The 17,230-nt window shown below is 37.5% G+C and carries 16 protein-coding genes; 8 read left to right on the forward strand and 8 right to left on the reverse strand.

Translation table 11 applies throughout. From position 1 onward, the window contains the following. Window positions 1-88 precede the first annotated feature (88 nt). Window positions 89-1,708 (forward strand): ABC-F family ATP-binding cassette domain-containing protein, encoded by a 1,620-nt coding sequence (locus ACFYKX_RS02480; protein WP_389357719.1) that lies wholly within the window; start codon window positions 89-91, stop codon window positions 1,706-1,708. A gap of 84 nt (window positions 1,709-1,792) precedes the next feature. Here ACFYKX_RS02480 and ACFYKX_RS02485 read toward each other — a convergent pair whose 3' ends face one another. Continuing rightward, window positions 1,793-2,764, reverse strand: a complete 972-nt coding sequence (locus ACFYKX_RS02485) for an NERD domain-containing protein (protein WP_389357721.1) — start codon at window positions 2,762-2,764, stop codon at window positions 1,793-1,795. Window positions 2,765-3,030: 266 nt separating this feature from the next. Further along, entirely contained in the window at window positions 3,031-3,168 is a 138-nt protein-coding gene (locus ACFYKX_RS02490; RefSeq protein WP_389359013.1) for a YuzL family protein, read from the reverse strand. 106 nt (window positions 3,169-3,274) lie between these two features. Here ACFYKX_RS02490 and ACFYKX_RS02495 point away from each other — a divergent pair, with 106 nt between their 5' ends. From ACFYKX_RS02495 to modB, 3 genes are all read left to right on the forward strand, one after another. After that, complete coding sequence (locus tag ACFYKX_RS02495) at window positions 3,275-3,520, forward strand: YkuS family protein (protein ID WP_389357723.1); 246 nt, start codon at window positions 3,275-3,277, stop codon at window positions 3,518-3,520. Window positions 3,521-3,696: 176 nt separating this feature from the next. Beyond that, a complete protein-coding gene (gene modA, locus ACFYKX_RS02500) occupies window positions 3,697-4,470 on the forward strand; it encodes a molybdate ABC transporter substrate-binding protein (protein WP_389357725.1) in 774 nt (257 codons plus the stop codon). 4 nt (window positions 4,471-4,474) lie between these two features. Beyond that, window positions 4,475-5,134 (forward strand): molybdate ABC transporter permease subunit, encoded by a 660-nt coding sequence (modB, locus tag ACFYKX_RS02505; RefSeq protein WP_389357727.1) that lies wholly within the window; start codon window positions 4,475-4,477, stop codon window positions 5,132-5,134. 64 nt (window positions 5,135-5,198) lie between these two features. Here the strand turns inward: modB and ACFYKX_RS02510 are convergent, their stop codons facing one another. The 6 genes from ACFYKX_RS02510 to hutU all read right to left on the reverse strand — a co-directional run bounded on the left by ACFYKX_RS02510 (window position 5,199) and on the right by hutU (window position 11,861). Beyond that, on the reverse strand, window positions 5,199-6,122 hold the full coding sequence (locus ACFYKX_RS02510) for a D-alanyl-D-alanine carboxypeptidase family protein (RefSeq protein WP_389357729.1): 924 nt from the start codon (window positions 6,120-6,122) through the stop codon (window positions 5,199-5,201). Next, window positions 6,119-6,346 carry a hypothetical protein gene (locus tag ACFYKX_RS02515; RefSeq protein ID WP_389357731.1) on the reverse strand — a complete coding sequence of 76 codons (228 nt, stop codon included), beginning with the start codon at window positions 6,344-6,346 and terminating at the stop codon, window positions 6,119-6,121. Before ACFYKX_RS02515 ends, ACFYKX_RS02510 begins: the two co-directional genes overlap by 4 nt. 151 nt (window positions 6,347-6,497) lie before the next feature. Then, complete coding sequence (locus ACFYKX_RS02520; RefSeq protein WP_389357733.1) at window positions 6,498-7,721, reverse strand: DHH family phosphoesterase; 1,224 nt, start codon at window positions 7,719-7,721, stop codon at window positions 6,498-6,500. A 213-nt stretch (window positions 7,722-7,934) separates the two neighbouring features. Then, window positions 7,935-8,924 (reverse strand): agmatinase family protein, encoded by a 990-nt coding sequence (locus ACFYKX_RS02525; protein WP_389357735.1) that lies wholly within the window; start codon window positions 8,922-8,924, stop codon window positions 7,935-7,937. Beyond that, the gene (gene hutI / locus ACFYKX_RS02530) at window positions 8,906-10,192 is read right to left on the reverse strand and encodes an imidazolonepropionase (RefSeq protein WP_389357737.1); all 1,287 of its coding nucleotides are present in this window, start codon (window positions 10,190-10,192) and stop codon (window positions 8,906-8,908) included. The genes ACFYKX_RS02525 and hutI overlap by 19 nt, the downstream gene beginning before the upstream one ends. A gap of 13 nt (window positions 10,193-10,205) precedes the next feature. Beyond that, complete coding sequence (gene hutU / locus ACFYKX_RS02535; protein ID WP_389357739.1) at window positions 10,206-11,861, reverse strand: urocanate hydratase; 1,656 nt, start codon at window positions 11,859-11,861, stop codon at window positions 10,206-10,208. A 169-nt stretch (window positions 11,862-12,030) separates the two neighbouring features. Between hutU and ACFYKX_RS02540 the strand changes: the two genes are divergently transcribed. From ACFYKX_RS02540 to ACFYKX_RS02555, 4 genes are all read left to right on the forward strand, one after another. Then, entirely contained in the window at window positions 12,031-12,486 is a 456-nt protein-coding gene (locus ACFYKX_RS02540; protein ID WP_389357741.1) for a cupredoxin domain-containing protein, read from the forward strand. Between the two features lie 506 nt (window positions 12,487-12,992). Continuing rightward, window positions 12,993-15,218: a formate C-acetyltransferase gene (pflB, locus tag ACFYKX_RS02545; RefSeq protein WP_389357743.1), complete on the forward strand. Its 2,226-nt coding sequence runs from the start codon at window positions 12,993-12,995 to the stop codon at window positions 15,216-15,218. A gap of 75 nt (window positions 15,219-15,293) precedes the next feature. After that, the gene (gene pflA, locus ACFYKX_RS02550; protein ID WP_389357745.1) at window positions 15,294-16,028 is read left to right on the forward strand and encodes a pyruvate formate-lyase-activating protein; all 735 of its coding nucleotides are present in this window, start codon (window positions 15,294-15,296) and stop codon (window positions 16,026-16,028) included. 81 nt (window positions 16,029-16,109) lie between these two features. Further along, window positions 16,110-17,177: a hypothetical protein gene (locus ACFYKX_RS02555; RefSeq protein ID WP_389357747.1), complete on the forward strand. Its 1,068-nt coding sequence runs from the start codon at window positions 16,110-16,112 to the stop codon at window positions 17,175-17,177. Window positions 17,178-17,230: the final 53 nt, after the last annotated feature.

Raw genomic sequence — 17,230 nt, forward strand, 5'->3', positions numbered from 1 at the left:
TGAATTACTAGTACTGGTATTAAAAACATTCCCTTTCATGTCTTGTAAATGTTATAATCGAAACATATTGCTTTTTTGGAGGATAAAAATGATTACAGTAACTGATGTTGGTTTAAGATATGGTGACCGAAAATTATTTGATGAAGTAAATATTAAGTTTACACCTGGTAACTGTTATGGACTTATCGGTGCAAACGGTGCCGGTAAATCTACGTTCTTAAAAATCTTATCTGGTGAGATTGAAGCGCAAACAGGTAATGTTCATTTAGGGCCTGGTGAAAGACTTGCCGTTTTAAAACAAAATCACTATGAGTTTGAAGAGCACGAAGTGTTAAAAGTGGTAATCATGGGTCACAAAAGACTTTTTGAAGTTATGCAAGAAAAAGACGCAATCTATATGAAGGCTGATTTTACAGATGAAGACGGGATGAAGGCTGCTGAGCTTGAAGGTGAGTTCGCAGAGTTAAACGGTTGGGAAGCTGAATCTGAAGCAGCTATCCTTTTAAAAGGTCTTGGAATTGGTGAAGAACTTCATACGAAGTTAATGGCCGATTTAACTGGTTCTGATAAAGTTAAGGTTCTTTTAGCTCAAGCGTTATTTGGTCAACCAGACGTATTACTTCTGGATGAGCCTACCAACCACTTGGACATCAAGGCGATTCAATGGTTAGAAGAGTTCTTAATCAACTTTGAGAACACAGTTATCGTGGTTTCCCATGACCGTCACTTCTTAAATAAAGTATGTACGCACATCGCTGACTTAGACTTTGGAAAAATCCAGATCTATGTTGGGAACTATGACTTTTGGTATGAGTCAAGCCAGTTAGCATCAAGAATGGCTTCAGATCAAAATAAGAAAAAAGAAGAAAAGATTAAAGAGCTTCAAGCGTTTATTGCTCGATTTAGCGCGAATGCCTCTAAATCTAAACAAGCAACTTCTCGTAAAAAATTGCTTGATAAAATTCAATTGGATGACATTAAGCCCTCTTCGCGTAAGTATCCTTATGTTGGTTTTACACCTGAACGTGAAATTGGGAATGACCTTTTACGTGTTGAAGGATTAACAAAAACGATTGACGGCGTAAAAGTTCTTAACAATATCAGCTTTGTTATGAACAAAGACGATAAAATTGCTCTTGTTGGTACAGATGAAATCGCAAAAACAACTTTATTTAAAATTTTAATGGGCGAAATGGAAGCGGATAGTGGTACGTTCAAATGGGGTATCACGACATCACAAGCTTACTTCCCTAAAGATAACTCAAAGTACTTTGAGAACAGTGATGTTAACCTAGTTGATTGGTTACGTCAATTCTCCCCTGCTGACGAAAGCGAAAGCTTCCTTCGTGGTTTCCTTGGAAGAATGCTTTTCTCCGGTGAGGAAGTATTGAAGAAAGCTAGCGTATTATCTGGAGGAGAAAAAGTTCGTTGTATGCTTTCAAAAATGATGCTAAGTGGATCAAACGTATTGCTTTTAGATGAGCCTACGAACCACTTAGACTTAGAATCCATCACAGCTTTGAATAATGGTTTAATTAACTTTAAAGGGTCAATGGTCTTCTCATCTCATGACCACCAATTTATTCAAACAATAGCAAACCGTATTATTGAAATTACACCAAACGGAATTGTCGATAAACAAATGACGTATGATGAGTATTTAGAGAATGCTGATATTCAGAAGCAGGTTGAGGAAATGTATAAGTAAGGATGATGTGTAGAGGGTCCCCTGCAGGGTTTGTGTGGGGGCTCTTTTTTTGTGTTGCATTGCTAGCTGTGGCATTTTTTTGTTTTATAAATAAGTCGTTGGTGGGTAATAGACTCTGCCCTTTTTAGCCCCTGTTTGTGGGAGTTTCATTTGTTGTAGCAATCTTGCTACAGTATCTTCTGATGCTAAAAGAAGAAAATCCCTAGCCTGTTGGTTAGTTATAGAGGAACTTAAAAGTAAAAAATAATCATAAATCGCTTGGATATGAGCTAGTTTGTCTTTGGTTTGGCAATTTTCGCAGTACCATGTGCCATGACTTCGAGTCATTTTGTGATTATTGCATTTTGGACATATCACTCCAGTTATTACTTCCTCTTTACATATTTGATACTTTTCTAGGACTGAAAAGGTTTCAAGTTTATGATCTTTTAACAATAGCTTTGTAATCCTTTGCTTCGATTTACTATCTAAAGTTTGGTTAGCATATCTCCTTATAAGTTCTTCAACTTTATCTAATAATACATGAGCATGTATCACTTTTTTTCCAATATTCTTATTGTTGTTATCTGTTTTTAGTATAGATGCGGGATTACTAATGACAACAAATGATTCAATTGGGAGGTTCGTTTTAGCCCTATATTTCAACCAATTTTCTAATTGAAGTTGATGTCTCTTTGCTTGGATTATAGGGTCTGGAAAACCTTCTTCTTTATTGTTGGCAGTTCGGATTAACTGATTAAAGTTCTGATCAAAATATAAGGTACCATATATATTTTTAACTTCTAATATAAGGATAAATGAATTTGAAAGGATTAGTATATCAATTTGAAAGAAGTGGTTTTCATTTGGAATTCGCAAATCGTGGAATATGAAGAACTCTTGTTTAGGAAGTAAGTCTAGGAAATATTGAATGGAATTTTCACCTTTATAACCTGCGTAGATTTTTGCTAAATCAGCTTCAATTAACTCTCTTTTATGATGTGTTGAACTTAATCTCCTCAACAATGCTTCCAATTTTCTTATTCTTATAGGTAACTCAAGTTTTTTAACGATCAATGATGCTTCACCTCCCCTTTCATACCCCAATATTTCTATATAATTGGCTAAAATCCCTTTTTCATTTACTGAAAATATGTTACCTGAAATTATTTACGCGAAGTTTGTTAGGATAATCGCGATTTTTTTTAATATAATCGCGAAAATTTTAATATAATCGCGATTTTACTGATATAATCGCGAAAAACAAAATATTTCCGCGAAATCACGAAAACAGCCCCAAAAAAAGCCCGCCACACAACATACCTGGCGAGCCACACTAAATATTACACGTCCCTCTTCTTAGTCTTTCTTCTAGCTGAGTCTTTGCTAGTCCCGTCAAATTCGCGATTGGTGGTCCCTTGCCCTTCAACTTGCGAAGAACCCAACCCGATTGTTGATGGATCTGCTTTGCGTTTTGCCATTGTAATGCCACCTCCCTGCTTAGTTTTCATTGTTGAGACTTTTTTATTCAGCAGGAATAATTTAAATCCCTTTTGGCATCCTACTATATGGGAGGAGGTGTTAGTTATGGCGAAAATTGGAGTTGAACAATCTCTTACGAATATCCAACAAGCTTTAAGAGAGCAGGGTCACGATGTAATTGAACTACGTCAAAACACTGATGCAGAAGGTTGTGATTGCTGCGTAGTCACAGGCCTTGACTCGAATGTGATGGGCATGAGCGATGTGTCTACACAAGGTTCTGTCATTGAAGCGAATGGACTTAGCGCGGAAGAAGTTTGTCGTCAAGTTGAGGATAAAGTTAATCAGTAATACGTACCTAAGTCTGTTTTCATATACATCAAGTGCACCGTTCTTTAGCTGAACGGTGTTATTTTTTTCTTCAGAACTCTTCTTGAACTACCCCCCCTGCCGCAGAATTTTATTATTAAAATCATGAAAATGGTGATATAATTCAAGTTGATTTTATTTGTGGAGGTTCACCTTCAATGACACGACAGCTTCAGTACATATGTTTAGCAGCACTTATTTTACTCATAACGGCATGCGCACCAGATCAATCGCAACCGAAAAAGGTAACTCTTACAGTATCAGCTGCTGCTAGTTTAAACAGCACATTAACCGAAATTAAAACGATGTTTGAAGAGCAGCATCAAAACATAGAGATAATCTTTAATTTTGCTGGATCAGGTTCTTTACAACAACAAATAAGACAAGGTGCGCCAGTAGATATCTTTATTTCTGCTTCAGAAGAACATTTCGATCAGCTAGTAAAAGAGAAATTGATAGACGCAGAACTGAACACAGATCTAGTAGGCAATCAGCTTGTGCTAATTTTTCCAAAAACATCTTCAATAACTAGTTTTAAAGACCTTGCTCAAAATGAGGTTAAAAAAATTGCCATAGGCATTCCAGAAACGGTTCCTGCTGGATACTATACAAAACAAACCTTTCAATCATTAAATCTTTGGGAAAAAGTACAGCCGAAACTAGTTATGGCTAAAGATGTTAGACAAGTGTTAACATATGTTGAGACAGGAAATGTTGACGCGGGAATAGTATATGTAACTGATGCAAGGCAGTCTACTAAAGTAGAGATGATTTCTCAAGATGACCAGTCACTTCACGATTCTATTATCTATCCAATGGGAGTTGTAGGTTCATCAAAGCATCCGGAAGAAGCGCAACTGTTTTATGAGTACCTTCAATCGGAACAGGCGCAACAGGTTTTTGAAAAATTCGGTTTTATAGTATTGGAATGATTTTATGATAGATAATTTTTGGTCACCCGTTGTCCTTTCTTTAAAAGTTTCATCGGTAGCATTGTTGGTAGTTATCATATCTGGTGTCTTGATAGCGAAATTCATGAAAAATAAAAAGTTTAAAGGTAGAGTAGTCGTCGAAACGATTCTTTTGTTACCTCTTGTTCTCCCTCCTACGGTTGTTGGCTTTTTATTAATCATGATTTTTGGATTAGGTAGTCCAATTGGTCAGTTTATCGAGTCTTTGTTTAATCAAACGGTAATGTTCACCTGGTGGGCAGCTGTAATCGCTTCAACAGTTGTAGCTTTTCCTCTAATGTATCAATCTTGTAAGACAGGATTTAGTTCCGTTGACCAAGAAATTGAGCATGCTGCAAGAGTAGATGGTGCCAATGAATGGAGAGTGTTCTTTTTCATTACTCTACCATTGTCGTATAAAGCCATTATTTCTGGCGCGATTTTAAGCTTTGCACGGGCAATTGGTGAATTCGGTGCAACCCTAATGTTTGCTGGTAACCTTCCGGGGAAAACACAAACATTGCCTACAGCGATTTATGTAGCATTAGAATCGGGAAACACGGCATTGGCCTCTCTATGGGTAATCATGATCATCGTAATATCTTTCATCATGTTGCTCATCGCATCAAACCTCAAGCCACAATAAAACGAGCGTTGGATTTTAAATGTCCATCGCTCGTTTTACTTAGAAGTCCCTATCCTGTTTAGTTCTATCTGAAAAGTCTTCTCTTTCGAATCGTTACGAAACCTACAACTAAACCAAATACGATTAAAACATAGATTCCATTCATATAATCTCTCTGTACTTCTTTTTCGACAGCTTTCTTTTCCTCTTGTATAATAGGTTCGTCTTGTTTAACAGCTAATGCTACTGTCTGTACCGTCTCGTTGCTTTCATTTTGTACAGTTAACTTTCCTTGTTCGGTTACGTTCATTTTTGACCCTTTTAGCGGTTCTGTAATAAATGTATCTTTCGCTAAATGGAAGGTTTCTTCCCCATTTTTATATTCGCTATTTTTAGCAAGAAAGGTTGTTTTAAAATGCCCGAACCCAAAATCTAATAACGATATCGTATCATTGTAAATATCTCTTTTATAATCTGCTTTTAACGTGATCGCTGTTAAATGTATATTTTTATTTTTGGCTGTTGTAGCTAATGTTTGTTTTGATTCATTTACAAAGCCTGTTTTTCCACCCGTAATACCTTCAAACGGAATTTCTCCCTTTAATAAACGATGGTGAGAGTATATCGTCGTGTCCCATGATTGGCCATCCCACGTTAATTCCTTTGTCCCAAAGATTTCTACAAAATAAGGGTTTTGCATGGCGTAATTCGTAATGATGGCTAAGTCATAGGCGGTAGAAACATGTGAATCGTCGAATAGGCCGTGTGGATTTGTAAAATGGGTGTTCTCCACCCCTACTTTTTCTTTTAAAAATGTATTTATAGACTTCGAGAAACTCTCTATACTTCCATCCAAATGTTCGGCAATTGCTATCGCAGCATCGTTGCCTGAATTAATTAGCATCCCTTGAATAAGTTTTCTTAAAGGAACAATTTCCCCTTCATTCAAGTAAACGCGAGTTCCATCTGCTTCTGTAGCCTGCTTACTAACGGTTACAGGATCGTTCAAATCCCCATTCTCAATGGCGTAGAGGCTGTTGCAATTTTTGTTAAGCTTGCAGGATACATTTGGTGATGACCATTTTTATCAAATAGCACTGCACCTGATTGTGAATCGACTAATATAGCAGCCTCACTGACAATCTGTACTTCGTCACCATGTTCAGCAGAGGCAATGAATGTATTTGAAATTGTAAGAGTATACACTAGTATAATAAAGAGAAATTTTTTCATTTATACACACCTTGTTCAAGTGATAGATACTTTCTGATTTTATCAGATTCTTTATTTATTTTCGCCAATATCACCGAATTGTTAACATATTGAAATAGAAATACCAATTAAATCCCAGTTTTTCCGCGTGCATATATGAAAAAACCGTCACTTAAGTAGTGACGGTTTCAGGATGTATTGTCTTGTTTTTCGTTTTAATGATATAGTCTCTTAAAAATTCTACTAGTGCTTCATCTCTGGCTAACCAAACGGAATAATTTCGTTTAATATACTTCTCAGCCTCTTTAAAATCAGGGAAGGATTTCAATCTTTCCCCTTCTAAATTCTCAACAAGCCACTCTTCTCCACTTTTAAAAATAAAGAATTTCTCTTCTTTACGGTTTTCAAACAAGCATCCTTGGGGTGTGTTTTTTAAGTTAAATTGATTTCGAAATGCATCGGGCCTCATAGGTTCCACCTCAAAAGCTGTCTTTACATAGAGTTCGTATGCTTTTTCATTCATTGAACAGCCTGCTGCTTTCGCATGCCCTCCACCACCAAACTGGTCAGCAATTGCTGATACATCGACGTGATCATGAATCGTTCTAAAACTGATCTTTTTTCCACCTAAATTTAATATTGCAATATAGTCAATATGTTCATTTTCTTTGCCAAGTTCATTTCCGAGCTCTGAGTGGTAGGATTCGGCATGAACGATACCAGCACAATAATCTCCTATAAAGGACTGGACGAGCTCACGTTTCTTCCTCCTTGTATACCGCTCAATTTTTTCTTCCTCTATTTCAAGAAGCTTTTGCTCAAACTCGTCAAATTCAAAATGCTTATTCTTTTTGATTCGCAATACCATTTTTTCTTCAAATTCATCAATGGAGCCCATAAAGAATAAATCATTTAGCTGCTTCGCTTTCATATTATCGTTTTCTTCCCATTCCCACGTGTCATACTGACGAACAAGCTCGACGAATTCATGTAAGGCAGTTGATGGTTCAATTAAACGATGTTCCATTAGATACTCGTAAAATAAGGAGGTAGCAGATGCAAGTCGACCATCATCATAATTAACCCTAACCTTCCCCCAACTATAATCATTGAAACGAAGGGCTGTTTTGTGATGATCGATTAATTTAGCCTTTCCTCCACCTTTGACAAAAGATTCAATTTCCTTTGCATTCTCATCGCTCACGGAAAGGTCAGTGATAAAAAACTTTGCATCCGTATTCTTTTTTTGTTTGATTCGATCTAGGAATCGGGCAACTTGATGATCGAGGCCCATAACAGAGTTATAACGAACCTCAACTTGCTCTCCAAAGGCTATCTTAGCAACAATCCCGCAGCCTACACCATCCAGATCATTATGCGTATAAAGATGATACATCCTTTCACCTACCGTTATATTCTTAGGTTTCTGTTGCCTATGTTCCTACTATATCTTGCTTTTAAACGTTTTTCTTTTAACTGCCTAATCGAAAGATACAGTGTCCAAAGTAACAAAGTTACGTATTGAGCCTAATTTTAAAAAACCTACTGAAGTTAGTTTGTTATATAGAGGGTGACTTATACGGAAAAAAATCTCCGAAATGTCGGAGATTCATATTGGACTTCTTTTCATAACCCCTGTTAAAAACGATAAAAATGTTGAAATCCCCGCTTTAACGGTTGGCAGTGATGGAGTATCTTTTGTTGGATCTAAACAAACAATGTCCATACTTTTTACCTTGTTGCTCATCCCTGACAGACGAACCGCATCAAATAATTCTTCTGTTGTCATTCCCCCAGGTGTAGATGCAGGGACCCCTGGTGCAAAACTAATATCTAATACATCCATGTCAACTGTTACATGGATTTGGTCGACCTTTGTTTCTAGCTCGCAAATAGCGTCCCTTACTGTCTTTTGGAGACCTTTTAATCTAGCTTGCTTTAGCGTTATATAATGAATATCGTTATCTTTCGCATATTTGACGAGTGATGAACTGTTAAAAAACCCGTGGAGACCAATGTTATAAACGTGGTCCCCTATTATCGTATTACTTTCAATTAAATTTCGGATAGGGGTTCCATTTGTTGGCCCGTCCACCGACAGATCACGAACATCTAAATGAGTATCAAACTGCAAAATCCCAATAGTTTTCTTGAAATTCTGTTCCTTTAACCCTTTTACTAGCATAGCTGTTACCGAATGATCTCCACCAACAGTTACAGAAATGGTGTTAGAAAACCATTGGTGAACCTGACACATCACGTTTTTTATATTTTCATGGGAAAGTAAAATAACTGTTCCGTGCATTTTTACATCTCCAATATCAATGATACGTAAATCTTTTAGATCCAAATCATCATCAATGTTGTAAGTAGAAAAACCTTTCCATGCTTGTCGAAACACATAGGGAAATTCTGATGCCCCAGAAACACTGATAGAAGATCTAGATAATGGTGCACCGAATAAGACCACATCCCAATGTTGTTCTCTGTCGTCAATGATTGATTTAGATTGTTTGATCCATTCGTGAACTTTCATGTCTTCCTCTTTGCTAGACTCGGGCCAGTAAAACGGCGGAGGATTTAGCGGGATGGATAGCATAGCTTTCCTCCTTGAACAACAATTTCGCCATCTTTAATGACGGTGTGAGTGTGATTCATACCAAAGTGGTATAGAAGTTGCATAAAATTAGGCACATTCAGGATAGCTAGATCGCCCTTTTTCCCGATTTCTATGCTACCAATTTCGTTGCCACGATTGATGCCATATGCAGCATTTATTGTTGTCGCAGTTAACACTTCAGCAGGTGTCATTCCCATGTGGATACAGGCTAGATTCATAATCAATGGAGTTGAACAGGTTGGAGAGGAGCCTGGATTACAGTCTGTTGACAAAGCGATGGGCACACCTTGATCAATCATTTTTCGCCCATCGGCAGCTTCTGTCATCAGAAAAAATGCGGTACCAGGTAGTAATACTCCAATTACTCCTTTATCCGCCATTAATTGGATCCCTTTTTGTGAGATTTTCAATAAATGATCAGCGGATATTGCGCCTACTTCTACAGCTAGTTCAGCACCCTCATACGGTTCAATCTCATCTGCATGAATCTTTGGAGTTAACCCAAGTCTTTTCCCTGCTTCCAAAACTCTTCTAGACTGCTCAGGGGTAAAAACGCCTCGTTCACAAAACACATCATTGAATTCTGCAAGCTCATTTTTAGCTACGTGTGGTAGCATTTCCTCAATGATTAAATCAATATAAGCATCAGGACAACCTTTATATTCTTTTGGAACAGCATGTGCTCCCATGAACGTTGAAACAATATCAATTGGGTGCACAGCGTTAAGTTCCTTCGCTACCGTTAGTTGTTTCATCTCTGAGTCCCATTCTAGCCCGTAGCCACTTTTTGCCTCTAAGGTTGTAACCCCATGCAATAAGAATTGGTCAAGTCTCCGTTTACTTTCATTGAATAGCTGCTTGGATGAAGCGTTTCGAGTCATGAACGTCGTTGCATGGATCCCTCCACCATTGTTCATAATGTCCATATAACTCGCACCGTTTAACCGCATGTTAAACTCTTCTTCTCGACTGCCTGCATAGACGAGATGCGTGTGTGGATCCACAAAGCCCGGAGTTACGATTTTGCCCGTAGCATCTATGTGCTTTATCCCTTCTAGCTTACCTCCGAGCTTCTTCTTTATCTCTTCCGTTTTGCCTACTTCTACTATTTTTCCAGATTCAATATAGACTGCCCCATCTTCAATGATTTGCAAATCGCTCATTTGTTTTCCTACACGAGGTGAATTTGACTTCCCCTTCAACGTTATTAATTGATTGGCATGTTCGATAAAAATAGATTTTGACATTGATCCTCCCTCCTTAGTCCATCATCGGAATACGGATGCCATGTTCTTTTGCTTTTTCAATAGCTTTTTCATAGCCAGCATCTGCATGTCGAACAATTCCCATTCCCGGATCAGTTGTTAGTACTCGCTCTAATCTCTTTTCAGCCTCTTTTGTGCCATCAGCGACGATTACCATACCAGCATGGATGGAGTACCCCATCCCGACGCCACCTCCATGATGAACGGAAACCCAACTTGCCCCTCCAACTGCATTAATTAATGCGTTTAAGATTGGCCAGTCCGCAACTGCATCGCTGCCATCCTTCATTCCTTCTGTTTCCCGGTTTGGAGAAGCAACGGAACCTGAATCAAGATGGTCACGCCCAATGACAATAGGTGCTTTTAATTCCCCGTTTGCTACCATGTCATTGATGATTTTCCCAAACCTTGCTCTTTCTCCATAGCCGAGCCAGCAAATTCTAGAAGGCAATCCTTGAAATTGAATCTTTTGTTGAGCCATTCGAATCCACTTGCAAAGTCTCTCATTATCCTTAAATTCGCGAAGTATTACCTCATCGGTTTTAAAGATATCTGAAGGATCCCCCGACAATGCTACCCAACGGAACGGGCCTTTTCCTTCACAAAATAATGGTCTAATATAAGCCGGAACAAACCCAGGAAAGTCAAATGCATGTTCAACTCCTTCGTCTTTAGCAACTTGACGGATGTTGTTTCCATAATCAAACGTTATTGCTCCATTTTCCTGCATGCTGAGCATGGCTCTAACATGAGTAGCCATACTTTCTTTCGATAACGAGATGTACGTTTCAGGGCTTTGTTTTCGTAATTCTTCAGCCTGTTGCAGACTATATCCTTTAGGAATGTATCCATTCAGTGGGTCGTGGGCAGATGTTTGGTCTGTTAAAACATCTGGGATGAAATTAAGAACCAGCATTTGCGGAAGTAGTTCAGCAGCATTTCCTAGCAAGCCGATAGACAAAGGTTTTCCTTCATCCTTTGCCTTAGTAGCTAGTCGGATAGCCTCTTCTAGACTTTCTGCTTTTACATCCAAATACTTTGTCTGGATCCTCCGCTCAATCCTTGATTCATCAACCTCAATTGCGATACATACTCCGTCGTTCATCGTTACAGCAAGAGGTTGTGCACCACCCATGCCACCTAAACCTGCAGTTAATGTAATGGTGCCTCTCAATGATGAATTAAATCGCTGCCTCGCTAATTCTGCAAACGTCTCATAAGTTCCCTGGACGATTCCTTGGCTTCCAATGTAAATCCAGCTTCCAGCTGTCATCTGACCATACATCATTAAACCTTTTTGATCTAACTCGTGAAAGGTGTTCCAATTCGCCCAAGCAGGAACTAAGTTGGAATTTGCGATTAGCACTTTAGGGGCATTTGCATGTGTTTTGAAAATGCCAACAGGTTTCCCTGATTGTACAAGTAAAGTTTCATCCTCTTCTAGATCGAGAAGAGATTTTTTTATCGAATCGTAACACTCCCAGTTGCGGGCTGCTTTTCCGATTCCACCATATACAACTAGGTCTTCAGGTCTTTCAGCTACCTCTTCATCTAAATTATTCATCAGCATTCTTAAAGCGGCTTCTTGAACCCATCCCTTTGCATGGAGATTGCTTCCTTTAAAATTTTCTATCTTCCTTTTTTGTACCATCTCGAAATCGCTCCTTTAAAAAATAGCTTATGGTTAAATCTATTAATAACAGGAGCGTTTTATATCAATTGAAGTCTATTTCAACTCTTAAAAAAATCTAAAATATATAGACAAGTTTTTACTCCTACCTGGCATATGTTAGTAGTGGACAATCTATGGAGGTGTAGTTATGCGTTTTTTAGTGTTAAAAAGAAGTTCATTGGTATTTGTCTTTCTTATTTTTCTTACAGCAGCGACAGCGACGCTATGGTTTTACCTAAATTCAGATTCTGTGACAGCCTTTAATCAGGAGGCAAAAGAGAGTAAAGTTAGAGAAATTCATATGGTTACGGGAGAATTTAAATCCAAGACGGATGATGGAAAGGAAATTGAAGCTTACCGTTGGGACCCTGGGACAATTTTCGTTGAGAAAGGCGAAAAAGTTAAATTGAAAATTTGGGGTGTAAACGGAGCTGAGCATCCTTTCATAATTGAAGGAACTGATATTAAAGGGACTGTCAAAAAAGGACAAGAAACCGTTGTTGATTTACAGCTAAAAGATGAAGGAGTTTATCGATTAATTTGTCTAACACACCCTGATAAAGATAGTAACGGTCCGATGATTGCTTATATCGTGGTAGACTAATCATTCATAACCATTTTAAAAGGAGGATAAGGTTGCGACTTTATCCTCCTTTGGCTTTGCTTCCTTAGAACAGAAATAAAATCTACTAGCTTTCACCCCCCTCTGCAACAAAATCTAATACATATTTTTCCATATATGTAAACATATTTCCCCTTCTTTATAATCATTATCAATTGTCAAAATATCTCCAAATGAAACGGCTTTTCCCCTCTACTTTTACACTATTAATGACGTTACAATAGTGTTATCAAATTCGATAGTGTTTTGTATAACAGTTTTTAAAAAATGATATTTCATTATAGTACACAAAATCAAATTCAAAGAAAATACCTAGTGCTTTTCTCCTCGTTATTATTTGTTTTAAGTCAATGTTCATAATAATGTCAAAATACAAGTTTAATTATGTGATGTTCTTCACACTAAAACTGTTATACTTTAAGTAAGATGTAATTGTAACAACTGTTATATTCAAAAATATATAAAAATGAATTAAGAGGTGGACCATTATGGACCAATGGAAAGGTTTTTCAGCAGGTAGTTGGCAAAGAGAAGTAAACGTAAGAGACTTTATATTAAAAAACTTTACTCCTTATACAGGGAACGACTCTTTTTTAGCAGGTCCTACAGAAGCAACAACTGAACTTTGGAAACAAGTAATGGAATTAACGAAAAAAGAACGTGAAAACGGTGGAGTTCTTGATATGGACACTGAGGTTGTGTCATCCATTGTCTCTCATGGTCCTGGTTATTTAAATAAAGATCTTGAAAAGGTAGTTGGAGTTCAAACGGATCAACCATTTAAGCGTTCCCTTCAACCTTATGGCGGCATTAGAATGGCTCAACAAGCTTGTGAATCATATGGTTTCGAGTTAAACAAAGAAATAGAAAGAATCTTTACTGACTTTAGAAAAACTCATAACCAAGGTGTTTTTGACGCATATACAGATGAAATGAAGCTGGCTCGTAAAGTCGGAATTATCACTGGGTTACCAGATGCATACGGACGTGGTCGTATTATCGGTGACTATCGCCGTGTAGCTCTATACGGAGTGGACTTTTTAATAGAAGAAAAGAAAAAGGATTTAGCAGGTACTACACCAGTGATGAGTGAAGAAATCATCCGTTTACGCGAAGAAATCTCTGAGCAAATTCGTGCTTTACAAGAATTAAAACAACTTGGCGAGATGTATGGGTTTGATCTCTCGCAACCAGCAAGCAATGCAACGGAAGCATTCCAATGGTTATACCTAGCTTACCTTGCAGCGATTAAGGAACAAAACGGTGCAGCTATGAGCTTGGGTCGTGTTTCAACTTTCCTAGACATTTATATCGATAGAGATCTTCAAAGCGGATTAATGAATGAAGAGGAAGCTCAAGCTTTAGTTGATCACTTCGTCATGAAACTACGTTTAGTAAAATTTGCTCGTACACCAGATTATAATGAATTATTTAGCGGAGACCCTACTTGGGTAACGGAATCTATCGGTGGGATGGCTACAGATGGTCGTTCATTAGTCACAAAGAGCTCATTCCGATTCTTACACACTTTATCAAACCTTGGGCCTGCACCGGAACCAAATTTAACGGTTCTTTGGTCAACCAAATTACCTGAAGGGTTCAAGGAATATTGTGCAAAAATGTCAATTGAGACAAGTTCCATCCAATATGAAAATGATGATATTATGCGACCTGAATGGGGTGACGATTACGGAATTGCGTGCTGTGTTTCTGCAATGGAAATTGGGAAACAAATGCAATTCTTCGGCGCTCGTGCGAACTTAGCAAAAGCCCTGCTTTATTCTATTAATGGCGGAAAAGATGAAAAGCATAAAATTCAAGTTGCACCTGAGTTCTCCCCTATTACTTCTGAAGTATTAGATTACGAAGAAGTGATGGCGAAATTTGATCAAACAATGGATTGGTTAGCTGGATTATATATTAACACATTAAATATCATTCATTACATGCACGATAAATATAGCTACGAAAGAATTGAGATGGCACTACACGATTCACAAATTCTTCGTACAATGGCAACAGGTATCGCAGGTCTAAGTGTTGTCGCTGATTCCTTAAGTGCGATTAAGTATGCTCAAGTAAGACCAATTCGTGACGAAAATGGAATTGCCGTTGATTTTGAAATTGAAGGCGATTTCCCTAAATACGGTAACAATGATGATCGTGTAGACCTTATCGCAGTAGATTTGGTTGAACGCTTTATGAGTAAACTTCGCAAACACAAAACGTACCGTGATTCTCTTACAACGATGTCGATCTTAACCATTACTTCAAACGTTGTTTACGGTAAGAAAACAGGTAATACTCCTGATGGCCGTCGTGCTGGTGAGCCTTTCGCTCCTGGTGCAAATCCGATGCATGGAAGAGATACAAAAGGAACACTCGCTTCCCTCTCTTCTGTTGCAAAATTACCTTATAACTATGCCCTGGACGGAATATCTAACACGTTCTCAATCGTGCCAAAAGCTTTAGGGAAAGATGATGAGAGCAGAGTTAAGAACCTTGTAAGCATTCTTGATGGATACTCCATTAAACAAGGACACCACTTAAATGTTAACGTGTTTAACAGAGAAACATTGCTTAATGCTATGGAACATCCGGAAGAATATCCGCAACTAACGATTCGTGTGTCTGGATATGCTGTTAACTTTATTAAACTAACTAGAGAACAACAGCTTGATGTCATTAACAGAACATTCCACGGATCGATGTAACAATAATAATACAAGTGTAAGGAGCGTATGAACAAATGCGCTCCCCCTTTTCTTAAAACAGGAGGAGATTTCATCATGAACGGAAACATACATTCTATCGAAACATTCGGAACAGTTGATGGTCCAGGGATTCGCTACGTCGTTTTTACCCAAGGGTGCCTTTTGCGCTGTCAATTTTGCCATAACGCAGATACATGGGAAATTGGGACTGGCAAGGAAGTGTCTGTTTCTGATATCATTGATGATTTGAAATCGTATCTTCCTTTTATTGATGCTTCAGGCGGCGGGATTACAGTAAGTGGCGGCGAACCACTTCTTCAAGTTCCCTTCTTAATTGAATTGTTTAAAAAATGTAAAGACCTTGGAATTCATACAACTATTGATTCATCAGGTGGATGCTTCTCGCATGCGGAACATTTCCAAAATAACCTGGAGGAATTGTTAAAGTATACAGATCTTGTTCTCCTAGATTTAAAACATATCGATCGAAAAAAGCATATTAATTTAACTGGAATGGCGAATGACCATATCCTTGAATTTGCGCATTTTCTCTCCGATCACCACGTACCCATTTGGGTCCGTCATGTTCTTGTACCATCTATTACGGATGACGAGGAAGATTTACGTAAATTAGGTGATTTTATTGGAACCCTGTCCAATGTTGAAAAAGTAGAGGTCCTCCCCTACCATAAGCTTGGTGTTTATAAGTGGGAAGCCCTTGGTTTAACATATCCTTTAAAGGATATTGAACCACCAAGTGATGAAATTGTTGAGATGGCTCAGCGCCTATTAACAGAAAAATTAAACTAATTCAAAAGTACTATTCCCATGTGGTTTAGTACTTTTTTATTATTCATTATTACTATATAATGGAAGTATGAGGTGATACATATGGCAATTTCTAAGAAACGGAATCTTCTTTTATATTTAGTTTTAACTAGTTTAGTAGTATTAGCGAACTATTCTCTATACCACTTTCCAATCTATAAAACCATCCCTGATGGTGCTGTTTTAGGATCCATTCTGGATTTCCTAATTGTGATTCCTTTGTTGACTTATTTTCTTATTATAAGAAAACGATATTCATTAAAGTATTTAGGTGTCGTAATTTTAGCTGGTTATGGCGCTGCGTATTTAATTATTCCGAATGCTGAAATGGAGCAATATTCTTTCCTTCCTTACATTATTTTAGGATCTGAAGGATTACTAATTTTGCTTGAGCTTTATATTCTATATAAGGTCGTAACAAAGCTTCCGAAGCTAATAAAAGAATATAAGAAATTAAGCCTAGAGAATTCTTTTTTTCTGTATAATCTAAGATTGGCTTTAGACAAATACCTTCCTAATCAAAAGGTCTTACAAATATTCCTTTCAGAGTTTGCGGTTTTTTATTATTCACTGTTTAGTTGGAAAAAGAAAGTAAAAGTGTCTCATGGTACACCATTTACGTATCATAAGAAAACAAGTTCTACAGCAGTCTATATTATGCTTATTCATGCAACGATTATAGAATCAGTTGGTTTACACTATCTTCTTCATCAATGGAATGAAATAGTAGCTTATATTTTACTGTTTTTAAATGTTTATGGTGTTCTTTACTTCTTAGGTGAAATCCATGCTACAAGGTTAACACCATTCTTATTAACAGATAAGCAATTGTATCTTCAAACAGGATTAGCAAAAAGTATGGACCTTCCACTCCAACAGATTAAAGAATTTAAATACTATGATGGTCCAGAAAAATTTACAAGAAAAGAGCTAGACACTCTATTTGATGCAAGGGTGGCCGATTTCATCAGTGAGAAACCTACTTTTGAAATTTTACTTAACGAACCTCAAACCATGAACCTTATGTACGGAATCGAAAGAAAAGTGGATCGAATCGTCCTAAATGTAGACGAACCAAACCAATTTTATGAAGAATTAAATAAACGATTAGTACAAAAAAACATCGACTAAAATTTGTCGATGTTTTCTTGTTTATTATCACATCTTCTGCATAAAATTTTGAT

This window comes from Cytobacillus spartinae (genome assembly GCF_042865285.1).
GTDB classification, from domain to species: domain Bacteria; phylum Bacillota; class Bacilli; order Bacillales; family Cytobacillaceae; genus Robertmurraya_A; species Robertmurraya_A spartinae.